The organism is Pseudonocardia lutea (genome assembly GCF_042658055.1).
GTDB lineage: Bacteria > Actinomycetota > Actinomycetes > Mycobacteriales > Pseudonocardiaceae > Pseudonocardia > Pseudonocardia lutea.
In genome coordinates, this window is sequence record NZ_JBHSQK010000039.1 from 1 (window position 1) to 23,076 (window position 23,076).

The 23,076-nt window shown below is 71.6% G+C and carries 18 protein-coding genes and 2 pseudogenes; 15 read left to right on the forward strand and 5 right to left on the reverse strand.

The window, feature by feature from the left end; translation table 11 throughout:
• Positions 1 to 1,007: 1,007 nt before the first annotated feature.
• Entirely contained in the window at positions 1,008 to 2,633 is a 1,626-nt protein-coding gene (locus tag ACFQH9_RS16100) for a flavin-containing monooxygenase (protein WP_379566940.1), read from the reverse strand.
• A 1,079-nt stretch (positions 2,634 to 3,712) separates the two neighbouring features.
• On the opposite strand from ACFQH9_RS16100, the gene ACFQH9_RS16105 reads away from it, so the two are divergent.
• From ACFQH9_RS16105 to ACFQH9_RS16115, 3 genes and pseudogenes are all read left to right on the forward strand, one after another.
• Entirely contained in the window at positions 3,713 to 4,783 is a 1,071-nt protein-coding gene (locus ACFQH9_RS16105; RefSeq protein WP_379566941.1) for an alpha/beta fold hydrolase, read from the forward strand.
• A gap of 566 nt (positions 4,784 to 5,349) precedes the next feature.
• Positions 5,350 to 5,903: pseudogene (locus tag ACFQH9_RS16110) on the forward strand (PP2C family protein-serine/threonine phosphatase).
• A 625-nt stretch (positions 5,904 to 6,528) separates the two neighbouring features.
• Positions 6,529 to 6,888 (forward strand): helix-turn-helix domain-containing protein, encoded by a 360-nt coding sequence (locus ACFQH9_RS16115; RefSeq protein WP_379566942.1) that lies wholly within the window; start codon positions 6,529 to 6,531, stop codon positions 6,886 to 6,888.
• A gap of 426 nt (positions 6,889 to 7,314) precedes the next feature.
• On the opposite strand, the pseudogene ACFQH9_RS16120 reads toward ACFQH9_RS16115, so the two are convergent.
• Positions 7,315 to 7,437, reverse strand: a pseudogene (locus ACFQH9_RS16120) (DUF3618 domain-containing protein); the annotation flags it as partial.
• A gap of 696 nt (positions 7,438 to 8,133) precedes the next feature.
• Here ACFQH9_RS16120 and ACFQH9_RS16125 point away from each other — a divergent pair.
• From ACFQH9_RS16125 to ACFQH9_RS16165, 9 genes are all read left to right on the forward strand, one after another.
• A complete protein-coding gene (locus ACFQH9_RS16125) occupies positions 8,134 to 8,796 on the forward strand; it encodes a vWA domain-containing protein (RefSeq protein WP_379566943.1) in 663 nt (220 codons plus the stop codon).
• A gap of 242 nt (positions 8,797 to 9,038) precedes the next feature.
• Complete coding sequence (locus tag ACFQH9_RS16130) at positions 9,039 to 10,103, forward strand: PP2C family protein-serine/threonine phosphatase (RefSeq protein WP_379566944.1); 1,065 nt, start codon at positions 9,039 to 9,041, stop codon at positions 10,101 to 10,103.
• Entirely contained in the window at positions 10,100 to 11,278 is a 1,179-nt protein-coding gene (locus ACFQH9_RS16135; RefSeq protein ID WP_379566945.1) for a protein kinase domain-containing protein, read from the forward strand. The genes ACFQH9_RS16130 and ACFQH9_RS16135 overlap by 4 nt, the downstream gene beginning before the upstream one ends.
• Complete coding sequence (locus ACFQH9_RS16140; RefSeq protein WP_379566946.1) at positions 11,275 to 11,580, forward strand: hypothetical protein; 306 nt, start codon at positions 11,275 to 11,277, stop codon at positions 11,578 to 11,580. Before ACFQH9_RS16135 ends, ACFQH9_RS16140 begins: the two co-directional genes overlap by 4 nt.
• Positions 11,581 to 11,693: 113 nt before the next feature.
• Entirely contained in the window at positions 11,694 to 11,924 is a 231-nt protein-coding gene (locus ACFQH9_RS16145) for a hypothetical protein (RefSeq protein ID WP_379566947.1), read from the forward strand.
• A gap of 149 nt (positions 11,925 to 12,073) precedes the next feature.
• Entirely contained in the window at positions 12,074 to 12,505 is a 432-nt protein-coding gene (locus tag ACFQH9_RS16150) for an ATP-binding protein (RefSeq protein ID WP_379566948.1), read from the forward strand.
• Positions 12,502 to 13,332, forward strand: coding sequence for an STAS domain-containing protein (locus tag ACFQH9_RS16155; protein WP_379566949.1), 831 nt, complete (start codon positions 12,502 to 12,504; stop codon positions 13,330 to 13,332). Before ACFQH9_RS16150 ends, ACFQH9_RS16155 begins: the two co-directional genes overlap by 4 nt.
• Positions 13,333 to 13,586: 254 nt before the next feature.
• Complete coding sequence (locus ACFQH9_RS16160; protein ID WP_379566950.1) at positions 13,587 to 13,991, forward strand: hypothetical protein; 405 nt, start codon at positions 13,587 to 13,589, stop codon at positions 13,989 to 13,991.
• A 605-nt stretch (positions 13,992 to 14,596) separates the two neighbouring features.
• Entirely contained in the window at positions 14,597 to 15,001 is a 405-nt protein-coding gene (locus ACFQH9_RS16165) for a hypothetical protein (protein ID WP_379566951.1), read from the forward strand.
• On the opposite strand, the gene ACFQH9_RS16170 is transcribed toward ACFQH9_RS16165, so the two are convergent.
• On the reverse strand, positions 14,961 to 15,638 hold the full coding sequence (locus ACFQH9_RS16170; RefSeq protein ID WP_379566952.1) for a class I SAM-dependent DNA methyltransferase: 678 nt from the start codon (positions 15,636 to 15,638) through the stop codon (positions 14,961 to 14,963). The genes ACFQH9_RS16165 and ACFQH9_RS16170 overlap by 41 nt on opposite strands.
• Before the next feature lie 65 nt (positions 15,639 to 15,703).
• Positions 15,704 to 16,465, reverse strand: a complete 762-nt coding sequence (locus ACFQH9_RS16175; RefSeq protein ID WP_379566953.1) for an AraC family transcriptional regulator — start codon at positions 16,463 to 16,465, stop codon at positions 15,704 to 15,706.
• 54 nt (positions 16,466 to 16,519) lie between these two features.
• Here ACFQH9_RS16175 and ACFQH9_RS16180 point away from each other — a divergent pair, with 54 nt between their 5' ends.
• On the forward strand, positions 16,520 to 17,713 hold the full coding sequence (locus ACFQH9_RS16180; protein WP_379566954.1) for an MFS transporter: 1,194 nt from the start codon (positions 16,520 to 16,522) through the stop codon (positions 17,711 to 17,713).
• Here the strand turns inward: ACFQH9_RS16180 and ACFQH9_RS16185 are convergent.
• Positions 17,604 to 18,089 (reverse strand): DUF7144 family membrane protein, encoded by a 486-nt coding sequence (locus tag ACFQH9_RS16185; RefSeq protein ID WP_379566955.1) that lies wholly within the window; start codon positions 18,087 to 18,089, stop codon positions 17,604 to 17,606. The two genes, ACFQH9_RS16180 and ACFQH9_RS16185, sit on opposite strands and share 110 nt — an antisense overlap.
• 247 nt (positions 18,090 to 18,336) lie before the next feature.
• Between ACFQH9_RS16185 and ACFQH9_RS16190 the strand changes: the two genes are divergently transcribed.
• A complete protein-coding gene (locus tag ACFQH9_RS16190) occupies positions 18,337 to 20,925 on the forward strand; it encodes an MGH1-like glycoside hydrolase domain-containing protein (protein ID WP_379566956.1) in 2,589 nt (862 codons plus the stop codon).
• Complete coding sequence (glgX, locus tag ACFQH9_RS16195; protein WP_379566957.1) at positions 20,922 to 23,030, forward strand: glycogen debranching protein GlgX; 2,109 nt, start codon at positions 20,922 to 20,924, stop codon at positions 23,028 to 23,030. The genes ACFQH9_RS16190 and glgX overlap by 4 nt, the downstream gene beginning before the upstream one ends.
• Positions 23,031 to 23,076 lie beyond the last annotated feature (46 nt).

The window sequence follows — 23,076 nt, forward strand, 5'->3', positions numbered from 1 at the left end:
GCCGACGTTGGACAGGTGCTCGGCCAGGGCGTCGAGCAGCTCGGCGAGCGGCCGGCGGCAGCGGTCGGGGTCGGGCAATGGGGGCCGCCTGGCCACACCAAGGACATCTGGCAGGTCACGACGGACCGGATCTGCCGCGCGCTCGTTCGGCAGGACCAGGCCGCGACACGCAGGTGCCCGAGGTCGAGGGCCGGATCACGTCGACGGAGGCCGGCTACGACTTCGCGAGGAAGACCTGTCACCTTCGGCCCGGTGCTCGGACGACAACGTCAGGACGATCAACAGCGACACGGAGTCCGTGGTCTTCAGCCAGCTGCCGGCCCAGCGATGGAGATCTTTGGTGCGCGGCGCGATGAGTCGGACGGTTGGCTCATCCCGTAGTCGGTCTCGGGACCGGCAACTCCATGTGGCTCGGCACCGAGCGTGATACCTTCGCGAGCCATTACCCCCGTCGGATCGGCGCGATCACCGCCGGCGCACTCGTCCTCCTCCACCAGGGAAACGGCCGCACAACACGCAGCCGACAGTTCGCGAGCGAAACACGTACTGGTTCGTCGTCCACGCCTGCTGCGAGAGCAGCGTCAGCCGGGGACGGCCGCCGGCGCGTCCTCGCGCCCCAGAGGGAACGGTGGCCGGGCGTGCGCGTCGCCGGGTCGCAGCGCAGGCCGTGGAGCGCGATGTCGGTGATGTCCCGGGCGACCTCCTGGATGCTCGAGGGGCCGTCGGGGCGGAACCACATGTTCACCAAGTCACGTTGCGGTCGGCGCCGGTGACGCGGGCGACGGGGTGCCGAGGTGGTCATTACGCTCGGATGATCACTCGATCTGCGGCGGTCGCGAACTCGGGTCGAGAGGTGGGTGAGGGGCCTTGGCGACGACGCGGTCCCGGCTCAGATCAGGGCGTGTTCTGCGAAGCCCGTGCGGGGCGCGTCCGCGTCTTCAGCGCGCCCCGGCGCGCGCAGAGGTGAGCCCGTGACGGCCGCCGCGGGCCGCCCGGTCGGCTGCTGCTCAGGAGACCTGGAATCCGGCGTAGTCGTTCGCCTTCGACTCTGCGTACTTCGCCCGGTACAGCGGAAGACCGCCCGGGTAGTTGAGCATCTGGACCGGCTTACCGGGGATGTTCGCGCCCACGTACCAGGACTTGGCATGGAGGAAGAGCGTGGGCGCGACCAACTCGGCCACGTGGTGGGTCCACTCCTTCTCGGCCTCCGGGGTCGCTTCGATGCGCCGGTGGCCGTTGCTCAGCATGTGCTCGAGGGTCTCGACGATCATCTCGCCCTGAACCTCCGCGCAGGTCGGGCCGTTGCAGAAGCCCGAGGGGCTCTGTGGGCCATAGGCGAACAGCAGGTTCGGGAACCCTGCCGTAGCCATGCCGAGGTGGGTGCGCACCCCGGAGGCCCACTTGTCGCGCAGCAACGAGCCGTCGGCGCCCCGGATGTCGATCGCGGTGAGCCCACCGCTGACCGCGTCGAACCCGGTGGCGAGCACGATGATGTCGAACTCGTGCTCGACCCCGTCCGCGGTCAGGATGCCGCGCTCGGTGACCGCCTGGATCGGCGCGTCGTTGAGGTCGACGAGCGCCACGCTGTCCTGGTTGAACGCCTCGTAATAGTGCTGCTCGAGCGAGGGGCGCTTGACCCCGAACGGGTGTGGCGGCGTGGTCGGCGCGAGCTTCTCCTGCAGCGCGGCATCGGTGATTCGCGCGCGCACCTTGTCCCGCCAGAATGCGTAGGCGTACTCGTTGGACTTCGGATCGAACAGCGTGTCCTGGAAGGTCGCGAGCCAGAAGCGGAAGCCACCGGCTTGCCAGAGACGCTCGTACTCGGCGGTGCGCTCCTCCTGGCTCACGTCGGTCGCATTGCGGGGCTCAAAGTCGAAATCGAAGCCCGCGAACGTGTGGCCGCGAGACTCGAACCGCTGGGGAAGGGTGGCCTTGATGGCCGCCTGATCGGTGGGGCCGAGCGTGCGCTGACCCATCGGGAGCGCCAGGTTCGGTGTGCGCTGGAACAGGGTCAGCTGCACGGCTTCGCCGGCGGCTTCCTGGACGACCTGGACGCCGCTCGCCCCGGTCCCGATGACGGCGACCCGCCTGCCGGTGAAGTCCAGCCCCTCCTGCGGCCACAGGGCTGTGTGATGCCAGCGTCCCTCGAAAGTGTCCTGGGCCAGGCCGGGGATCTGCGGGATGTACGGCTTGGAGGCAAACCCGAGGCAGGCCACGAGGTAGGTGCAGCGCATGGTCGTGCCGTCCGACGCGCGCACCACCCATTGGTTGTGGCCGCTGTGGAAGTGCGCCGCCGTGACCCGGGTGTTGAACCGGACGTCCTTGCTGATGTCGAGCTTGCGGTCGAGATAGGCGAAGTAGTCGCGAACTTCGTTCCAGCCGGGGTAGAGCTCCGTGAACTCCCAGTCCCTCCACAGGTCGTCGCGGGAGAACTGGTAGATCGGGCCCTCGGTGTCGACCCGGGCACCGGGGTAGCAGTTCCAGTACCAGATCCCGCCGAGTTCAGGGCCGGCCTCGAGAATCTTCACGGAGTGACCGAGGCTGCGCAGTCGGTCGAGTTGGTAGATGCCGGCGAAACCGGCTCCGATCACGAGGACGTCGAATTCCTCGACGACATCAGGTGTCGTGCTCATAGTCTTGCTCCTTCACCATGCAAGGTGTTGATTGGCCGGAAGCGGACGTCGCCCACAGAATTCCGTCGCGATCTCGTCGCCGAACCGACTGCCCTGATCCAGCCGGCACCGGCGAGCCCTGCAGGTCGACGAACGCCCATGCAGGCTGGCGAGCCTCCTGGACCGTCAGGTGCTGGAAGCATCGCCGGCCGGCCTCGCGCATATGACCGAGCGCCGCCCGAGCCTGTGGATCCAGCGGCATCCTTGCCTCCTGCGCACGTGGTGACCCACATCACAACGGTCGCCCCGCCCTTCCGAGTAGTCAAGGACCCGCGAGGGCTGCCGGCCGCAGCAGCGCCACCTGCCCTGCGCGCCATGGGATGGACGAAATCGTTCCGACTCGAGCAAGACAGGACGAGCTTGCCAGGCGAAGGAGCAGCAAGGCTCCTCGGCGACTCCAGGCCAAATGCGGATCGCCAGTGCGGCACCCGGTCCCGGCGCCGGCTGTCACGCGATCCGCCACGGCCCGTCGGTGCCGTCCGAGGCCTCGCCGCTCGGCGTGCTGGCCGACCACCAGTGTCGGCCGAAACCCGGAATGTCCGCCGCGCGGACGGGTAACCAGCCTGCCTGTGTGCATCGCCGCACGTAAGGAGCGCCGGTGGTTCTGTCCCGTCTCGCTGCTGCCGCCCGCCGGACGGCGGGAGCGGCCCTGGCCGCCTCCGAGCCCGGGGTCGGGTTGACCGCCGGCCTGGTCGCGGGGTCAGCCGTGGTCGGCGCCAGGGCTACCCGTGGCGGTCGCCGGCGCCGCCGGCATGGTCGCCGCTGGCTCACTGGGGCTCGCGCGGAGCGTCGTAGACGCTGGTGTCAGGCGGGCCGCCACGGAGGTGACAGGGTCCGACCCGTTCACCGACGGACGATTGGCGCGGGCCGCGGATGCGGCCCGGAGCAGGTTCGAGCCGGGCCGCCGAGCGCATCCCCGCTGCGTCTGGGTCTCCGGGGGCCACGCGCACGAGATCGCCGAGCCGGCCGTCGAGGGCAGTGCGGAGCGCCGGTCGGCGCACTGCTGACGAATTCGCACAGCACGAACAGGGAGGTCGGCTATGGCTTTGGCGAACCCCTTCTACACACCTGAGATGCAGGGGCCGTACGAGTTGTACAGCCTGGGGGAGTTCGAGCTCGAGGACGGCGGGGTCATTCCCGACCTACAATTAGCCGTCGCCACGTTCGGAGCCCTCGACAAGGATAAAGGCAACGCCATCTGTATCCCGACGTGGTTCTCCGGGACGCATCTGACCTGGGAGCAGGTCTACATCGGGCCGGAACGAGCGCTGAATCCCGACAAGTACTTCATCGTCGTCATCAATCAGATTGGGAACGGGCTCTCGACGTCGCCGCACAACGCCGAGGGTGATATTGCGATGTCGAAATTCCCGAAGGTGCGCATCGGTGACGATGTTCGGGCTCAGGAGCAGTTGCTTGGACAACGGTTCGGGATCGAGCGGCTGCACGCTGTGGTCGGCGGCTCGATGGGCGCCCAGCAGACCTGGGAATGGGCCGTCCGCTTCCCGGACAAGGTGCAGCGAGCAGCCGCGATCGCCGGCACCGCGAAGAACACCCCGCACGACTTCCTGTTCACGCAGACTCTCCTTGACGCGATCACCGACGACCCGGGCTGGAATGGCGGCGAATACACGTCGAACACCGACGTCGGCCGTGGCCTGGCTCGGCATGCCGACATCTGGGCGGTCATGGGCCTCTCCACCGAGTTCTGGCGGACCGAGTTCTGGCGCAACATCGAGCTCCCCGACGTCACCTGGAACAGCGCCATCGAGTTCAAGGACCGCTTCATCCGCGCTGTCTTCGCCGCCATGGACCCCAATTCGCTACTCGCGCAGGGCTGGAAATGGCAGCGCGGCGATGTCTCCCGCAACACCGATGGGGACCTCGCGGCCGCGCTCGGCCGGATAACGGCCAAGATGTTCGTCATGCCGATCGACGAGGACATGTTCTTCCCGGTTCGGGACTGCAAGTCCGAGCAAGCGTTGGTGCCGAACAGTGAACTCCGGGTGGTGCACTCGATCGCCGGCCACTTCGGCCTCTTCGGATTCGAGCAGTCCTACCTGCAGCAGGTCGACGACAACCTCACCGAGCTGCTGAGCTCCAAGGTGTGAACCTGGATCCCCTTCGCGTCGGCCATTGTCGTTCATGCCGACGCAGTCGGCGAGACCGTGGCTGACTCCACCGACGGGGCGGTCTTCACCACTCCGCGTGGCGTGCGGCGCGGTAAGGACGGTGTACGCAAAGCGCTGGGCGAGCTACTTGCCGACCTACCCGACGCGAAGTGGGAGGTACCGCGGCGAGGCAGTCGTGGCTCTCGACACGAGCCGAGATCGGTTGGCACGAGGGCTAGGCCGCCCATATGCCTGGGATAGGCAGGGGTGATCGCCCGTTTTGGACGCGAAGATCATCGGCCTGACTGCGGCGAGGCGAATTCAACCGATCGTCGCAACACCTCGAGCAGGAGGTGTGGGATGGGGCGTCAGCCGGGGTGGATGGTCACCCAGACGGGCCGTCCGGCGATGCGGTCTCCGGGGCGCCCGCCGATCCGCCGGGATGTCGGAAACACCAGTCGTCCATATATGACTGGAACCATCGAAACACGTTCGACTACACGCTCGACCGGGGGACCCTGCACCTGTCGATCACCGACGCCGCCGGCCACGACGTGGAAGCGGCGATGCTTGCCACGGTCCTCGTCAGCGCGCTGCGCAATGCCCGCCGTGCGGGAATGGACCTGCACTCACAGGTCGTCAGCGCCAACGACAAGCTCGCGGCGCACTCCTCGGTGGGCTGGTTCGTCACCGGCCAGGTCGTACGACTAGACCTGGACCGTAAGACCGCCATGATCGTCAACGCCGGCCACCCGGCCCCTTTCGGTTGCGCCAGGGTCGGGTCGAGGAGATCAAGCCGGCCATCGACATGCCGTTCGGCCTCGAGCCCTGTAGGTCCTTCCAGGTGCAGCCGCTCGCGCTCGAACCCGGCGACCGGATCGTGTTCGTCACGGACGGGATGCTCGAGCGGCACGCCGCCGATCTGGACTTCCACACCACGCTCCGGGACACCGCCCACCTGCACCCGCACGAGGTCGTGCATGCACTCGGCGCCGCCGTACTCCGAATCACCGGCGGGAACCTGCGCGATGACGCCACCGTGCTCTGCCTCGACTGGTACGGCGGGTCGGCGGGTCGCGAGGCCCACCACGGGGCCAGCCTGGAGCATGCCTCCATGTGAGCCGGGCGGCCGCCCTGCGCGGCCGGCACCTGCCGACCTGGCCCGAAGGTAAGGGTTGCCAGGCCTGCCCCCAGCCGTCCCGCGGTGAAGGGTGGTCCTCGCTTCGGCGAGGTGACCGAACCCCAACCCCGTAGCCCCCTTCGGCGTACGGGCCGAGTCGTCCTGGCCCCTTGCAGTAGGGCGCCAGCACCTTCTCCGGTCCTCTGAACGAGATGGTCGCGGCCCGCGAGGCGCGAAAATCTCATCTCTGCGAGGTAGACATTCGCGCATGGCTGTGTGTAACCTCCACGTCGGAGACCGAAGAGGAGATCAGCGCGGGAGATGACGTAACTACCCGCGAGGCAACACCGGCAAGTCGCAACACCAGCAAGTCGCAACACGGAGGAGAAGGGAACACAGCACCACTGTCAGACCTGCTGCGGCCCTCGAGGGCCGAGTGGGTACCCGCCTCGTCGGAACGGAAGGTGATTCTCGGTTACCACGCGGATGCGTTGTCTCGCAGGAGTCGTTGTTCGGAGTTCTGCGAGTCGTGGAAGCCGACCTTCGAGTCGGTGGATGGTGTGAAGAGCTAACCCCTCGGGGGCCCGGTGCGACTGCACCGGGGCCCCTCGTCTGTGGAGGTGGAATGACCCAAGACCCCAGGACCGCGGCGGACAAGTTCGACGACGAGCACTACCCCGCCTACACGATGGGCCGAGCGGCCGAGATGCTCGGCACGACGGCGGGGTTCCTGCGCAGCCTGGACGAGGCGAAGTTGCTCGTCCCGCAGCGCTCGCCCGGGGGTCATCGGCGCTACTCCCGGTACCAGCTGCGGTTGGCCGCTCGGGTCCGGGCACTGGTCGACGAGGGCACGGCGGTGGAGGCGGCGTGCCGCATCGTGGTCCTGGAGGACCAGCTCGAGGAGGCCCGGCGCATCAACACCGAGCTGAACCAGCGCGCCCAGGCGAGCGGCCCCGCCACGACCACCGCCTCCGACTCGTCCTGAGCGGCCCAGCAGGAGGCAAGGGGCCGACTCGCCGACGATGGAGTCCCGGGTGTTCCGGTCCAGCGGGTCGGACACAGCACCAGCGAACGCGGCTCCGAGACCGGGAGTCATCGCCGGCCCCGGAGTCAGCGCCGGGTCGGGGTCACTGCTGGGCCTGCTCCTTGACGGTGCCGGCGGCGTCCTGCCCGGCGGCCGACCGGCCCTCGTCGGCCACGGTGGAGGCGGCGTCCTCGGCCGTCTCCTTGACCGACTGCACGGCCTGCTGGGCCGGCTCGCGGAGGTCCTCGCCGCGCCGGCCGCCTGGTGGGCGGTGTCGCGGGCGGACCCGGCGGGGTCGCTGCCCGTGACGGCGTCGCGCCAGCCGGACACCCGGCCGCGGACGCGGTCGACCCGGCGCTGCACGACGCGGCCCGGGGTGACCTTCTCGGTCAGGGCCTCGACGTCGCCGCTGAGCCGGTTCTGGGTCTGCTCGGTCTGGCGGCGGATCGCGTCCGGGTCGTCGGTGCCGTAGGGCGTGGGATCGGCGGGTGTGCCGTAGGGGGTGGTCATCGGGTCCTCCTATCGGCCCTTGAGGGCGTCGGGAACCTGCTTGAGGGTGTCGACGGTGCGTTCCGGGGTGGGACGGGTGCGCCGGCCTCCTGCTTCAGCTCGGCCTGGGCGAGTGCGAGCTCCTGGCGCATCAGGGTGGGGAGATCCCGCGAGACCCGGCCCATGAGGTCACCGACCGAGACGCCGGAGACGTCGGGCGGGTCACCGCTCGGGCCGCCCACCGGGCTCGCCTCCGAGGGGGCGGCGCGACGGGGAGTGGCGCGGCGGTCGGCGCAGGTACCCCGTTCCGAGGTGTGTCGACCAGCGGGCTTCGGGCGGAGAGGGTCGTGAACTCGGTCCCAGGGACAGGTCTGCGCGGCTACAAGGTGCGCGGACTGAGGTGCCTGCGAACAGCCGTTCGGTCCTCCCGCTCGCGACCGAACGGAGCACGGGGAGGAATTCTCGGTCGGCTCGAGCCGACGCGTCGGGTTGGAGTCGGTCCGCGGGGGTAGCTGCAGGCGTGCACGGAGGCGGCGTCTTGCCGTCCCCCGCCGTCGAAGGAGAGAGATGTCGAACGAGTCCAATCCCACTCCGGAGAGCACGCCCGCGGCGGGTGCTGCAGCGGGTGACGACCCGGCCGCAGCGGCCTCGTCCGAGGCCGGGGAGGTGTCGGCGCCCGCTGCGACGCAGACCAGCCTCGCCTCGCCGCCTCGTGGCTTGAGCTACGCCGTCGACATCGTCTTCTGCATCGACGTCACCGGCAGCATGACCCCCATCCTCGACGCGGTGAAGGCCAACGCGCTGCGCTTCTACGACGACGTGCAGCACAATCTCGTGGCCAAGGGCAAGAACGTCGACGAGCTCCGGGTGCGCGTCGTCGCGTTCCGGGACTTCTTCGCCGACGGGGAGGCCGCGCTGCAGGAGTCGCCGTTCTTCGCGTTGCCGGCAGACCAGGTCGGGTTCAGCGACTTCGTCAACGGACTGCTCGCCGAGGGCGGCGGCGACGCGCCCGAGTCGGGTCTGGAGGCGGTTGCGCTGGCGGTGAACTCGCCGTGGACCAACCGTGGGGACCGGCGCCGCCAGGTCGTGGTCGTCTGGACCGACGCGCCCGCCCACCCGCTGGACCCGACGAACATCCCCGCCGAGCTGCGTGGCCGGGTACCTGCGGACTTCAGTGCGTTGACCGACCTCTGGGAGGACGCGCAGGGTCCGCTCGGTGCCAGCAGCAAGCGACTCATCCTCTTCGCCCCGGACGCCCCGGGCTGGAGTGACATCTCCGGCGTGTGGGAGAACGTCGTCCACTATCCCTCGCAGGCCGGCGCGGGTTTGTCCGACGTGGACTACGGGACGATCGTGGACTCCATCGGCAACTCGGTGTGAGCGGGGGCGGACCTGTGACCGAGCGGGCCGCCACCACGCCCCCGGAGCCGGACGACGGCACCGATCAGGCCGACAGCACCGTTCAGGGCGAGAGCACCGTTCAGGGCGAGAGCACCGATCAGGCCGAGCCCGCAGACACGGCCGACGGCGTTCAGCTCGACATAACGGAGCCGGCCGACAGCACCGAGTCGGTCGACAGCACGGAGTCGGTCGGCAGTACGGAGCCGGTCGACACACCGACGGTGGATTCGTCGGGGGACGACCTGCCCGTGTCGGGTGGGCCGGCGCTGTCGTTCGGCTTCAACCTGGGCAGGATCGCGGGCGCGGGGGAGGACTCGGATCCCGTCCTGCGCGACGGCCGGGAGCTCGGCCTCGTCGCCGTGTTCGACGGGATGGGGGGCGCGGGCGGGACGGTGTACGAGACCCCGGACGGCCCTCGTACCGGCGCCTACCTGGCGTCCCGGGTGGCTCGCGACGTCGTCGAACAGCGTCTGGTGGCGCTGCTGGACCCCGACTGGAACCTCGACGGTGCGGCGACCGCGGCGGACCTGCGGCGATCGCTCCGCACGGCGCTGCAGGAGCGGCTGGCCGAGCTCAGGGCGCCGGCCAGCGGTCTGCGGTCCCGGCTGCTGCGGGCCCTGCCGACGACCATTGCGGTGGCCGCCCTGCAGCGCCGCGAGCGGGACGGGCGCCAGTGGTCCTGTCACCTGTTCTGGGCCGGTGACTCCCGCGTGTACGCCTTCGAGCCGGGCGGGGGTGCCTGCCAGCTGACCCGCGACGACATCCGGGACTCGGGGGACGCGATGGCCAACCTTCGTGAGGACTCGGTGGTGAGCAACGCGGTGTCCGCCGACACCGACTTCGTGGTCCATCACCGCCGGACCGAGCTGACCGCGCCCTTCCTGGTCATGGCGGCCACCGACGGCTGCTTCGGGTACGTGCCCTCGCCGATGCACTTCGAGCACCTGGTCCTCGCCTCGCTGCGCGACTCTCACGACACCGACGGCTGGTCGGCCGCCGTGCAGGCCCGGATCGGCGCGGTCACCGGCGACGACGCCTCGATGGCCGTGCTGGGCATCGGCGCGGACCACGACACCTTCCGGGCGCTGTTCGCCCCTCGCACCGCCGAGCTCGAACGGCGCTGGATCACGCCGTTGGACGGCCTGGACGCGGATGTGCGCGAGCAGGAACGGAAGCTCGAGGAGCTGCGGGAAGCGCGGCGCAAGCGCCGAGCCCAGCTGTGGGCGGCCTACAAGCCCGGCTACGAGCGACACCTCGCGCCGCCGACGACGGAGGGGACGCCATGAGAGCGGGAGACGTGCTGCACGGCTACCGGCTGCTGGAGGACTTCCGGGTGGTCGGTGCCGGGCTCAGCGAGTGGAGCTTCGCCGAGCGCGACGGCCGGGCCTACTTCATCAAACGGTTCCTCGCCCCCACCTATCCCGACGACGACGCCCCGGGCAGCGCCAAGACCAAGGAACGCAAGCGGGCCCGCTGCGCCGCCTTCGAGGCGCACCACCGCGGCATCCAGGCCGCCATGGCCCCGTTGACCACCTACGGCGGGAATCTCATCGCCACCCTGGACTTCTTCCGCGAGGGTGCCAAGTACTACAAGGTGACCGAGAAGGTCGACGTCGCCGGGCTGGAACCGGGCGACGTGGCCGCGCTGGGCTTCCCGGCACAACTGGTGCTGCTCAAGACCGTCGCGCACAGCCTCAAGATCCTCCACGACCTGCACATCGTGCACAGCGACCTCAAGCCGAGCAACGTCCTGATCAAGCGCACGGAACTCGGGTACACGACCAAGCTCATCGACTTCGACAGCTCCTACATCGTCGGCAACCCGCCCCCGCCCGACGAGATCGTCGGCACGATGAACTACTACTCCCCGGAGCTGATCGGCTACATCCAGGGCAGCGCCCCCGCCGCGGTCCTCACCGAGGCCTCCGACATCTTCGCGCTCGGCCTGATCTACGCCGAGTACCTGACCGGGGCTCCGCCGGCCTTCGACCCCGACTTCCACGAGGCCGCCATCGCCGTGCTCAACGGCGCTCGACTCCAGCTCCCGCCGGTGGACGTCCCCGCTCCGGTCGTGGCGCTGGTGGAACGGATGTTGCTGAACGACCCCACCGCGCGGCCCTCCATCGCCGAGGTCCACGCCACCCTGATGGGTCTGCGCAGCGAGACCCCGACCCTCGGGCGCGCCCCGCGCCCGGCCACGGCCCCTGGCCGTTCCCCCCTCCGCCTGGGACCCTCCGACGCCCGGGGCGGGTCCCGCCCGACGACCGCGCGACCGGCAGCGCCGGCAGAGCCGGCGGATCCCGGCGAGCCGCGGCCGGCGTCGCGCGGTTCCACTCTTCGGGGGAAGGGGCTGCGCGTCGCCGCCAAGGCGGTCCGCCCGGGACCCGAGGCGCCCCCTCCCGGTCGGGGCCGCGCGCTGCTCGGCAAGCTGATCGACAAACTCGAGGAGCGTGGCCGGTGACCGGGCTGTGGCAGTGCGCGGTCTGCGAGACCATCAACAACGGTGGCCAGTACTGCTCGGCCTGCGGTGCGGCCCTGACCAAGCGCTCCGCGGCGGTCACCGCTGTGCGCAGCCGCCTGACGCAGGCGCCACCCCCGCCACCCGTCACGCCGTTGCCCGACCCCGTCCGCCGGGCGATCAACCGCGAGCCGGTCGACGAGGAGGACTGGCCCTACGACGAGACCAGCTTCCGAGTGCTGCCTCTACCGGGCGGCTGTCTCTTCACCGCGGGACCGCGCCGGACGGACTTCCGCGAGCCCTGAGCAGATGCTGGCTTGGCCTCGTTACGCCCAGGAGCAGCCGGGATCTCCCGAGCAGGTGCCCTGGAGACGAAGGCGGGGGTTTCGACCGCGTCGGGTGTGCAAGTCGGTCGGCCATGGACACCCGCACTGTCGACGATCGGGGCCCCGACGACCCCTGGGCGCCCGCCCGGTCCGCGACCACGGAGGAGGCCGTCGCGGATCACGAGCGCAACCCCGAGTACGAGTTGCACGTGGGGCGGCTGGTCGAGGCCGACGGCCGCGCCTGCCGGTACGTGTCGCTGTGGTTGCACGGCGCCCGGTACCACGGATGGCTCGATGCCGGTGAGCCCCGCCCCGACTCCTGACGAGCGCGCGGGCCGACCTCGGCGAGGCGGGATCCGGCTCCGCCGCGCGCCGCCGGCACCGACCGTCCCCGTTTGCCCGGCAGTGCGCAGGGTAGGTAGGGCTCCGTTCCTGGCGGCTGAGCGTGACGGGATCGAAGGAGACACCTCGGATGCGCACTCCCACCCCGCGAACCGCGGGGCCGTCGACGCGCCGGCCGGATCTCGACACCTGGGTCGCAGCGGCATTCCAGCTGGCCGATCTCCGGCGGGACCTCCACGCTCTCGCGCTCCGGTTCCAGCTGTCCGACGACGACGCCGGTCGGCTGCTGTTCGCGGTGGGCGAGGTCGTCACGGACGCGCTCGTCCGGGACGCGATACCGGTACGTGTGCGCTGGTACTCCGGCGCGACGAGCGTGCGGATCCGGGTCGACGAGGCGGCCGGACCGCACGACGACCCGGGCGACCGTCGGCGTCGCCGGGGCGCCGCGGGAGCCGCGCTGTGGATGGCACACCACGTCGCCGCCGTGACCCTGGTGCACACCGGGCCGCGCACCACCACCCACGTCTCCTTCCCCGCGGGTTCGTGCGGACGGGCGCGGTGAGCCACACCTGCGTCGTGGCCCGGTCGGCCGAGGAGCGACTCGAGGCGGTGGCTGCCTTCCTCACCGAGCCCGCCCCCTCCGCCCGGAACCGGGTCGTGCTGACCGGATGTGTCGATCGGGTGGAACTCGCCGGCCGGCTACGCGCCTGGGACCTCGACCTGCCCGCGCTCGAGGTGAACCGGCACGTCCTTCTGCTCCCCCGTGGCGTCGATGCCGCCGTCGCGATGGACTTCCTGCCCCTGTCCGTGTCGGGCGTCCGGCGGCTCCTGGTGTGGGCGGACCCCTCGCTCTGCCCCTGCGAGCATGCACTGCACACCCTGGCCACCTGCCGTGACATCGACGTGTTGTGCCACTACCGCGCTCACGATCTGACCCGCGATCTGCGCGACCAGGTCCGGTCCTGCCACGACCACGTCCGGGAGATTCCTGCCGTGTACGACGACGGGATCCTGCGGATCACCGAGCGCCCCGATTCCGTCGTGCACCTCGCCGGTGAGTGTGACCTGGCCAACGTCCACGCGCTGCGGTCCCGCCTCGACGACCTGGTCCGCATCGGCCCACGGGTACTGGACCTGAGCCGAACACGCTTCGTCGACGCGAGGACGACCATGCTCCTTGCCGACCTGGTGGCCCAGCGCCGGATCACCCTGCGCCGGGCCCCCGAGATGGTGGACCACCTGCTTCGGCTCGCACGAGGGGCACCGGCCTGCGCTGCGGAACCCGACGAAGCACTGGTCGACGTGCGCGGCGGCCCCGGCGGCCGTGAATGCCTGCCGGGTACCGCCGGCCGCCACGAGAGCCACGCGAGCGCGGAACCACCGGTGTAGGTCCCGGCCGGGGATGGGCACGGTCCTCGTTGCGCCTCCGGGCGCGACATCCGAGGCCGACGAGCTGCGTATCCGCCGGCGGGTGGAGCGATCGAGCACGGCGAGGGAGGCGGGCGTGCGGCCGGACTGCTGCCCGGGCACGGCGACCGATCACCCGCCGGGTGCTGGAACTCCCGTCGCGTCCTGCACCGGCGCAGCGGCTACCGGGTGCCACCGGGCGGGCGTACCGTCCGAGAAATGATGCTGGCCGTCCGATGACCCCGGGGCGCTACTACGAACAGGTGTCTGATTACGTCGACGACGCCCGTGACTACCTCGCCCGCCGCACGGACGACCTGGCTAACCGTCGCGCCGCCCTGGCCAACCGCGCGGCCCGGCTCCGCGCGCGCGAACCGCTCGCCCACGACGACCTCGTCTGCGCCGAGCAAGCCGCCGCCGACGGGCTCGCGAACGCCATCGCCGCGCACGGCCGCGCCGCCATCCAACACGAGCGCACCGCCTTCGCGCACGACCGCTGCGCCGATCTCCTCGACGCACACCACGCCCCGGACCAGGCCGCCCGCCATCGTCAGGCGGCCGCCGACGAACGCGACGCGGCTCAGCAGAGCCGCGCCGAGGCGGATCGCGCCGAACGAGAGGGATCACCACACGCGACGTGAGATGCGGCCTCTCGACGGGTGCGGTGTAGCGACGCGCACGGCAAGGTGCGGGCACGGCAAGGCGCCGGTGCGGGGGAGCCTTCGCGTTGCCGGCCCTGTACTCCACAGGCAACTTGGGGAGCTGGTGTACCTGCTTGCCATGGGTGCCGTCGGGCTGCCACCCGGCTGAGCTGAGGCGAAGACGGCTTCCGAGGCTCAGGCCGGCGGGCAGGGGCCGCTCACCTCGGACGTGTTCGCCGAGCAGATCGGCCGGGTCGCTCAACTGCACCGGTCGGCCGGCGGCGAACTCGTCGATCGGGCTCGGCCGAGGCAGCACGAGCTCCAACCGGGAATCGCGGCCGACGTGGGTGCGGATGAGTTCAGCCCAATCGGGGCGTCCACACCCCGAGCAGACCCACACGACGGCTGGAGTCCTCCGATGACCGAGATCAGCACCACCGCACCCGTCACCACCTCGCGCGCCGCGGAACGTCGGCCTCTGGAGGGGTCCCTCTGGGTCTGGCCACGATGCTGGCCCACCAGGGGCGCATCGACCAGGCCCGACTGGCCGGGACGGCCGCGCCGGCAGCTACGCGGCCCTCACCGCGAGCGATGCCGACAGCGGCATGCTGTGGTCGAACCGTGTCGTCGAGCTGCACCTGCGCGAGGGCGGCGAGTTGGGCGGTGCGTTCGTGGAGATGCGGGCGAACTTCCTGACCCTGGCCGGTCACCACCGGACGGCGGTGATGCTGTACTCCGCTGCTCGCGCGCAACGCGACCGCGAAGGTCTGGCCTGGCGATCGGCTCCCGAGACGGCGACGTTGCTCGAGCGCGCCCGAACGGCCCTGGGTCCGCGCGAGTACGAGCGAGCCTGGCGGGAGGGCGAGGGCCCCACCCTCGGCGAGGTCGTCCACGTCGCCGTCGACCTCGACGGCCTGGAGCCCCCGGGCCACGGTGAGGTCCTGCCCCTGGGCTCCACCGGGAGCCAGGTCAGGACGTCCGACCGGCGGTCGGGCGCTTGCACGCGATGAGGCAGGCCTGCGGGATCTTCGTGGCGGCGCTGGTCGCGGCGGGGGCGCGGACGAGCTGGGCGGTGAGGTCGAACCCGGCACCGTCGAGCAGGGCCGTCACGGCGGCGGGCCGGAGTCGGTGGAAGTCCAGTGAGACCTGGTGGCCGAAGGCCTCGTCGAAGTGCAGGACGTCGTCGCCCACCTGGAAGGCCACCAGCAGGTGGCCTTCGTCCACGAGCACGCGGTGGAACTCGGCGAACACCACGGGCAGGTGGACCGGGGGGACGTGGATGATCGAGTACCAGGCGACGAGCCCCGCCAGGCTCGCGTCGGACGTGTCGAGTGCGCTCATGTCGCCGACGTCGAAGGTGACGCCGGGATGCTCGCGACGGGCGAGGTCGACCATCGCGGCGGAGAGATCGATGCCGCGGATCGCCATCCCCAGGTCGTGCAGGTGCGCGGTCACGTCCCCGGGTCCGCTGCCGACCTCGAGCAGCCGTCCGTCCGGGTGCCGGTTCGCCACGAGCTCGGCGAAGCCGGCGAGCACGGCGCGGTCCAACGGGCTGTCGGCGAGCTCGGAGCGGAACGTCTCGGCGTAGGCCTGTGCGATCGCGTCGTAGCCGCTGCGGGTGTCGGTGAGGTACCTCGACTCGATCACTCGCGCAGCCTACGAGGCCGTGGGCCGGGCGACGCAGTGGATCCGGCTCGAGCGACACCCTGTTCTCAGCAGCCCGGACCCTGTCGCGCGGTGGGTCGTGCTCCCGGGGTGTGGCCGAAGGTGCGGCGGAAGACGTCGATGAACGCGCTCGCCGACGCCCAGCCGCAGCGGTGCGCGACGGTGGTGACCGGCGTGCGTTCCGCCAGCAGGACGAGGGCGGTGTGCAGCCGGAGCTGGGTGCGCCACTGGGGGAACGTCATGCCCAGGTCGCTGCGGAACAGCCGGGACAGGGTGCGGGAGCTCGCCCCGACCTCGCGGCCCAGCTCGGCCAGGGTTCGCCCGTCGGCCGGGTCGACGGCCAGGATGTCGCACACGGACTGCAGCAGCGGCGACGTCGGGGCCGGCAGATGGAGCGGCTGCTGCGGGGAGGCCCGCAGCTGGTCCAGCAGGACCGCGTGCAGGCGGGCGCGTTCGGGGCCGCCGTCGTCCGGACTGCGGGTGTAGGCGACGATCAGCTCGCGCAGCAGAGGGGCGACGGCGAGGACCGTCGGCGCGGTCAGGCCGAGCGGGTTCTCCGGCACCGGTACGCCGACCAGGTGCAACTCGAGCTCGCCGTGGGCGTGGTGGGCGTGCACGGTGCCGGCGGGGACCCAGATGGCGCGGTTGCCCGGGGCGACCCAGGTGCCGGCGCTGGTGGAGATCTCGAGGACCCCCCGAGCGGCGTAGACGATCTGGTGGTCGTCGTGGCGGTGGGCGTCGATCCCGGTCCCGGGCGCGAGGCGCTGCACGCGCGTCGGCGCGACGGGCGCGTGGCGGATTTCCGGCATCGCGCGGCAGGTTATCGGAAGCGGGACAGGCCCGGAGGTCCGCACGATCGAGGCGTGGGAAGAAGGACCTCGATCGCCCTGCTGGCGATCGGGCACGCCTGCGTCGACGTCTACCAGGGCGCCGTCGCCGCTCTCGTCCCGTTCTTCGTCGCGGAGCGTGCCTACGGCTATGCCACGGTCGCCGGCATCGTGCTGGCCGCGAGCCTGCTGTCGTCGGTGGCGCAGCCGGTGTTCGGTGCGCTCACCGATCGCCGGCCCATGCCCTGGCTCCTGCCGGTGAGCACGATCGTCGGCGGCGCCGGCATCGCGCTCAGCGGCGTGACGGGCTCCTACGGGCTGACGCTGGTGTTCGTCGCGCTCTCGGGGATCGGGGTCGCCGCCTACCACCCGGAGTCGGCGCGGACCGCCCGCCTGGCGAGCGAGGGCAGCCACAGCGCGATGGGCGTGTTCTCCCTGGGCGGCAACCTCGGGTTCGCCACCGCACCGCTGCTCGTCGCGGGTGTGGCGGCCGCAGGTGGGTTGCGGATGACCCCGCTGCTCGTGTTCCCCGCGCTCGCCGGTGCCGTCCTGTGCCTGCCCGTGCTGCGGGCAGTGGCCCGGCGACACGGCGGCGGGGAACGCGGTGCGGCCGTCGCGCGCGGCGCCGACGACTGGGGCTCGTTCGTGAGGCTGTCCTTCGCCGTGATCGCCCGATCCGTCGTCTTCCTGGGACTGAGCACGTTCCTCGCGCTCTACGTCCAGCAGCGCTCCGGAGGCGGTTCCGTCGCCGGGACCGTCGCGCTGTTCGTGCTCTACCTCGGCGGTGCGGTCGGCTCCGTGGTGGGCGGGATCCTCGCGGGGCGATGGGACCGGGTCACGGTGGCCCGCTCCTCGTACCTGGTGAGCATCGTCGCCGTGGCCGGCGTGGTGGTCGTGCCGGGACCGGCGATCTCCGTGTTCGTGGCGCTGACCTCCATGGGCCTCTACGTCCCCTTCTCGCTGCAGGTCACCCTCGGCCAGGACTACCTGCCCTCACGGGTCGGCACCGCCAGCGGGATCACGCTCGGCCTGACCGTCGGCATCGGGGGCGTCGCCAGCCCGGTCATCGGTTGGCTCGCCGACCGGACGACGCTCCAGGTCGCGCTCGCACCACTGATCCTCATGCCGGTGGTGAGCTGGCTGCTGTTCCGCGGTCTGCCGGAGCCGGGCGCGTCCCATCCGGGCGGTAGGGCACGAGTGCCCAGATCACGATCCCGTTCAGGGCGATGAGCACCAGTCCCCAGACCGGGAAGTGGGGGAGGAACGCGAAGTGCGCCACGATGTTCAGCGCGGCCGCCGTGATGCCGAGGCCGCGGGCCCAGCTCGCGCCGCGCAGCACGCCGACGCCGGCCACGAGGAGCAGCACGGCCACGACGAGGTGCGTCCAGCCCCAGACGGTGAGGTCGAGGGCGTAGGTGTACTGCGGTGTCCGCACCACGAGCACGTTCCGCGCGATCGACGCGATGCCGGTCAGGATGCCGCACACCCCTCCGACCAGCATGAGGACCGCGGCGCCCAGGGCGAACGTCCTGGTGAACTCCGTCCTTCCCCCCGGAGTCGCCGCTCCACCGGGCTCGGCCTGCTGCGGGGTGGCGTGCGTACTCATCGTCGGCTCCCTTCGACGGTCGGGGTCTCCGGCCCCACGCTGACCGCTCGCCCGCACCCCGGGCCCATCCGGGACGGGTGAATCCCCGCCGGCCCGCGGGCCGGAGACTCCGCGCCGGGCGACGACGGCGACCGGGAGGCGTGGTGGGCGCGGAGAGCGAGCGGGTGCGGGGGTTCGAGAGCCTCGACGAGGGGCTGCGGTCGGGCGACCCGTGGTACCGCTGGGGGCCGTACCTCAGCGAACGGCAGTGGGGGACGGTTCGCGAGGACTACAGCCCCGACGGGAGGCCTGGTCCTACCTGCCGCACGACCGGGCCCGGTCCCAGGCCTACCGCTGGGGCGAGGACGGCCTGGCCGGCTTCTCGGACGTCGAGCAGCGGCTCTGCCTCGGCCTGGCGCTGTGGAACGGGCAGGACCCGATCCTCAAGGAGCGCCTCTTCGGGCTGACCGGTCCCGAGGGGAACCACGGTGAGGACGCCAAGGAGTACTGGTGGTACCTCGACGCGGTCCCCTCCCACGCGTGGAACCGCTGGCGCTACCACTACCCCCAGCGCGCCTTCCCCTACGAGGACCTCGTGACGACGAACGGGGCGCGCGGCCGTCGGGACCCGGAGTACGAGCTGCTCGACACCGGCGTCTTCGACGACGACCGCTACTGGGTGGTCGAGGTGCACTACGCCAAGGCCGACCCGGACGACCTGCTGGTGACCGTGGAGGTCACCAACGCCGGCCCGGAGCGGGCCGCGCTGCACGTCCTGCCCACGCTCTGGTTCCGCAACACCTGGTCCTGGGACCCGGCCGCCACGGTGCCGGCGATGTGGGCGAGCGGCCCGGCGACGGTCGCGGTGCCGCACCCCTTCCTCGGGGACCTGGAGCTGGCCGCGGCCCCCGGACCGGACGGCGCGGCGCCCGAGTTGTTGTTCTGCGACAACGAGACCAACCTGCAGCGGCTGTACGGGAACCCCGGTCCCCGGTACCCGAAGGACGGGATCAACGACCACGTCGTCCACGGCGCGGCCACGGTGAACCCGGAGGGCACCGGGACCAAGTGCGCGGTGCGGTACCGCGTGGCGGTCGACCCCGGCGCCACGGTGGAGCTCCGCCTGCGGCTGCGCCCCGAGGACCGGCCGGGCGACCTGGGCGCGGATTTCACGCGGGTCCGCGACCGGCGGCGCGCGGAGGCGGACGAGTTCTACGCCGAGCTGACGCCGGCGGCGGCCTCGGCCGACGAGGCGAACGTGATGCGGCAGGCCTTCGCCGGGCTGCTGTGGAGCAAGCAGTTCTACTTCTACGACGTGGCCCGCTGGCTCGCCGGCGACCCGGGCCAGCCGCGGCCGCCCGCCTCCCGGGAGCACGGGCGCAACGCCCGGTGGCGGACCTTCAACTCCTTCGACGTGATGTCGATGCCGGACAAGTGGGAGTACCCCTGGTTCGCCTCCTGGGACCTCGCCTTCCACTGCGTGGCGCTGGCGCACGTCGACCCGGCCTTCGCGAAGTACCAGCTGCTGCTGGTGTGCCGCGAGTGGTTCCAGCACCCGAACGGCGCGCTGCCCGCCTACGAGTGGGACTTCGGGGACGTCAACCCGCCCGTGCAGGCGTGGGCCGCGCTCGAGGTGTTCGCCCTCGACGGGGCCCGCGACATCGACTTCCTGTCCCGGGTCTTCGACAAGCTCCTGCTCAACTTCACCTGGTGGGTCAACCTGCAGGACTCGGACGGCTCCGACGTCTTCGAGGGCGGCTTCCTCGGCCTGGACAACATCGGCCCGATCGACCGCTCGCACCTGCCGCCGGGCTACCTGCTCGAGCAGTCCGACGCGACCGGCTGGATGGCCGCCTACGCGCTGGCCATGGGGGTCATCGCGGCCGTGCTGCGCAACGCCGGCCGGCCCGCGGACGACCTGGTCCGCAAGTTCCTGGAGCACCTCGCCGCCATCCGCGACGCGGTGGAGTCGGAGGGGTTGTGGGACCCGGAGACCGGGCTGTTCGCCGACCGTCTCGTGGCGCCCGACGGCACCGTCGTGCCCGTGGCGGTGCGCTCCATGGTCGGCGTGATCCCGATGCTCGCCGCCGGGGTCGCCGACGAGACGACCCTGTCGCGTGCGGCTGCCGGGGGCAAGCACGTCGCCCGGCTCCTCGACCCGGAGGGCCTCGACGACGAGGAGAAGCTCGCCGCGCGCGGGCTGCTGCGCGGCGGCCCCGGGAACCGTCAGCTGCTGCTCGGCGTGGTCGGTGTGGACAAGCTGGAACGCCTGCTCGCCCAGCTGTTCGACCCGGCGGAGTTCCTCTCGCCCCACGGCCTGCGCTCGGTCTCCGCCTACCACCGCGACCACCCGTACGTGCTCGACGCACCCGGCCTGCACGCCGAGATCGACTACGAGCCGGCCGAGTCGACCGTCGCGATGTTCGGCGGCAACTCCAACTGGCGCGGCCCCGTCTGGTTCCCGGTCAACCATCTCGTCGTGACCTCGCTCGAGCGCTACCACCGCTTCTTCGGCGACGACCACACGGTCGAGTACCCGACCGGCTCCGGCAAGCGGCTGCGGCTCGACGAGGTCGTCGCGGATCTGTGGGAGCGGCTGGTGTCGTTGTTCCTGGTCGGGGACCACGGGCGGCGGCCCTGCTTCGGCGGGGTCGAGCGGCTGCAGCGCGACCCGCGGTGGAAGGACAACCTGCTGTTCAACGAGTACTTCCACGGCGACGACGGCGCGGGGCTCGGTGCGTCGCACCAGACCGGCTGGACGGGGCTGGTCGCCGACGTGATCCGCCGCCGGCACGGCGCGGTGGACCCCGTCGGGCACGTCCTGCGCAGGCTGCGCGAGCAGGGACCGGACTGGTGAGCGCGCCCGCGCGCACCGTGCTGCCCGGCACCCTCGCCCCGCTCGGCGCGACCGTGCGCGACGGCGGCACGAACTTCGCGGTGGCCTCGCGGGCGGAGCGCGTGGAGCTGTGCCTGTTCGACGGGACCGACGAACAGCGGCTCGACCTGCCCGAGTACGACGCCGGCGTCTGGCACGGCTTCGTGCCGGGTGTCGGGCCCGGGCAGGCGTACGGCTACCGGGCCCACGGGCCGTACGAGCCCGCCCGCGGCCTGCGCTACAACCCGGCGAAACTGCTGCTCGACCCCTACGCGCGGGCGGTCGCCGGCGAGGTGCGCTTCGGACCGGAGGTGCTCGGGCACGACCCGGACGATCCCGGGCGGCCGAGCGCGCTGGATTCGGCCGCGCACGTCCCGCGCGGCCTCGTCGTCGCTGCCCCCGCGGCCACCTCGAGCCCGGCACCGCGGTACTCCTACGCCGACACGGTGATCTACGAGGTGCACGTCAAGGGCTTCACCGCGACCCACCCCGGGGTCCCGCCCGAGCTGCGCGGCACGTACGCCGGTCTGGCCCACGACGCCGCCCTCGCCCACCTCGTCGGCCTGGGCGTGACGACGGTGGAGCTGCTGCCGGTGCACCATCACGTGTCCGAGGCGTTCCTGCCGGACCGGGGCCTCACCAACTACTGGGGCTACAACACGATCGGCTACTTCGCCCCGCACCCCGGCTACTCCGCCGAGGTCCGCGGCGGGCGCCCCGGCGGTGAGGTCGCGGAGTTCCGGGCCATGGTGGACGCCGTGCACCGGGCCGGTCTGGAGGTCGTGCTCGACGTCGTCTTCAACCACACCGGCGAGGGCGATCCGCACGGCCCGACCCTGTGCCACCGCGGCCTCGACAACGCGGGCTACTACCGGCTCGACCCCGCCGATCCGCGCCGCTACCTCGACACCACCGGCTGCGGCAACTCGCTCGACACGGCCGATCCGTTCACCCTGCAGCTGATCATGGACTCGTTGCGGTACTGGACGACCGTGCTGGGCGTCGACGGCTTCCGCTTCGACCTGGCCCCCACCCTCGCCCGTGACGACGGCGGGTTCGACCGCCTCGCCGCGTTCTTCGACCTGGTCGCGCAGGACCCGGTGGTGTCGCGCGCGAAGCTGATCGCCGAGCCGTGGGACGTCGGGCGCGCGGACAGCTACGACCTCGGCCGGTTCCCGCCGCTCTGGCGGGAGTGGAACGGCCGCTACCGCGACACCGTCCGGGACTTCTGGCGCAGCCACGACGGGCTGCTGGGCGAGTTCGCGACCCGCTTCGCCGGCTCCGCCGACCTCTACGGCGGCCGCGGCCGCCGGCCCACCGCCTCGGTCAACTTCGTCACCGCGCACGACGGGTTCACCCTCGCCGACCTGGTGAGCTACGACCGCAAGCACAACGAGGCCAACGGCGACGGCAACCGGGACGGGACGGACGACAACCGCTCGTGGAACTGCGGCCACGAGGGACCCACCGAGGACGCGGAGGTGCGCGCGCTGCGCGGCCGCCAGCAGCGCGCCCTGCTGACCACGCTGCTGCTCTCCTTCGGCGTCCCCATGCTGCTCGGCGGCGACGAGCTCGGCCGCACCCAGCGCGGCAACAACAACGCGTACTGCCAGGACGACGAGCTGACCTGGTTCGACTGGGCGCACGTCGACGAGGAGCTGCTCGCCTTCACCCGCCGGGTGATCGCGCTGCGGCGGTCCCATCCGGTGTTCCGCCGGCGCCGCTTCCTGTCCGGCGTCGACTGGCGCAACCTCCGCTGGTACACCCCCGCCGGCACGATCCTCACCGGCGCCGAGTGGGCCGACCCGACCGCCCACGCCGTCGCGATCTACCTCGACGGCCGGGACGCCCCGGACCGCGACGCCGCGGGTCGCGCGCAGCTCGACGACGACTTCCTCGTCCTGGTCAACGCCTGGTGGGAGCCCGTGCCGTTCACGGTCCCGCCCACCCGCGACGGCCAGGTCTGGCAGCCCGAGATCGACACCTTCGCGCCCGCGGAGACCGAGCGGCACGGCAAGCGGGCGACGGGCGACGCCCTCACCGTGGGGCCCCGGTCCGTCGTCGTCCTGCGTGCTCCCGCGGTGTGAGATCGCGGCGGCCGCGGCCTCGCTCCACCGCCCAGGAAGGTGCGCG

Coding starts and splice junctions, on each gene's coding strand:
- ACFQH9_RS16100 (WP_379566940.1), bottom strand. CDS start 2,633: ATGAGCACGACACCTGATGTCGTCGAGGAATTCGACGTCCTCGTGATC.
- ACFQH9_RS16105 (WP_379566941.1), top strand. CDS start 3,713: ATGGCTTTGGCGAACCCCTTCTACACACCTGAGATGCAGGGGCCGTAC.
- ACFQH9_RS16115 (WP_379566942.1), top strand. CDS start 6,529: ATGACCCAAGACCCCAGGACCGCGGCGGACAAGTTCGACGACGAGCAC.
- ACFQH9_RS16135 (WP_379566945.1), top strand. CDS start 10,100: ATGAGAGCGGGAGACGTGCTGCACGGCTACCGGCTGCTGGAGGACTTC.
- ACFQH9_RS16145 (WP_379566947.1), top strand. CDS start 11,694: ATGGACACCCGCACTGTCGACGATCGGGGCCCCGACGACCCCTGGGCG.
- ACFQH9_RS16150 (WP_379566948.1), top strand. CDS start 12,074: ATGCGCACTCCCACCCCGCGAACCGCGGGGCCGTCGACGCGCCGGCCG.
- ACFQH9_RS16160 (WP_379566950.1), top strand. CDS start 13,587: ATGACCCCGGGGCGCTACTACGAACAGGTGTCTGATTACGTCGACGAC.
- ACFQH9_RS16165 (WP_379566951.1), top strand. CDS start 14,597: ATGCTGTGGTCGAACCGTGTCGTCGAGCTGCACCTGCGCGAGGGCGGC.
- ACFQH9_RS16175 (WP_379566953.1), bottom strand. CDS start 16,465: ATGCCGGAAATCCGCCACGCGCCCGTCGCGCCGACGCGCGTGCAGCGC.
- ACFQH9_RS16185 (WP_379566955.1), bottom strand. CDS start 18,089: ATGAGTACGCACGCCACCCCGCAGCAGGCCGAGCCCGGTGGAGCGGCG.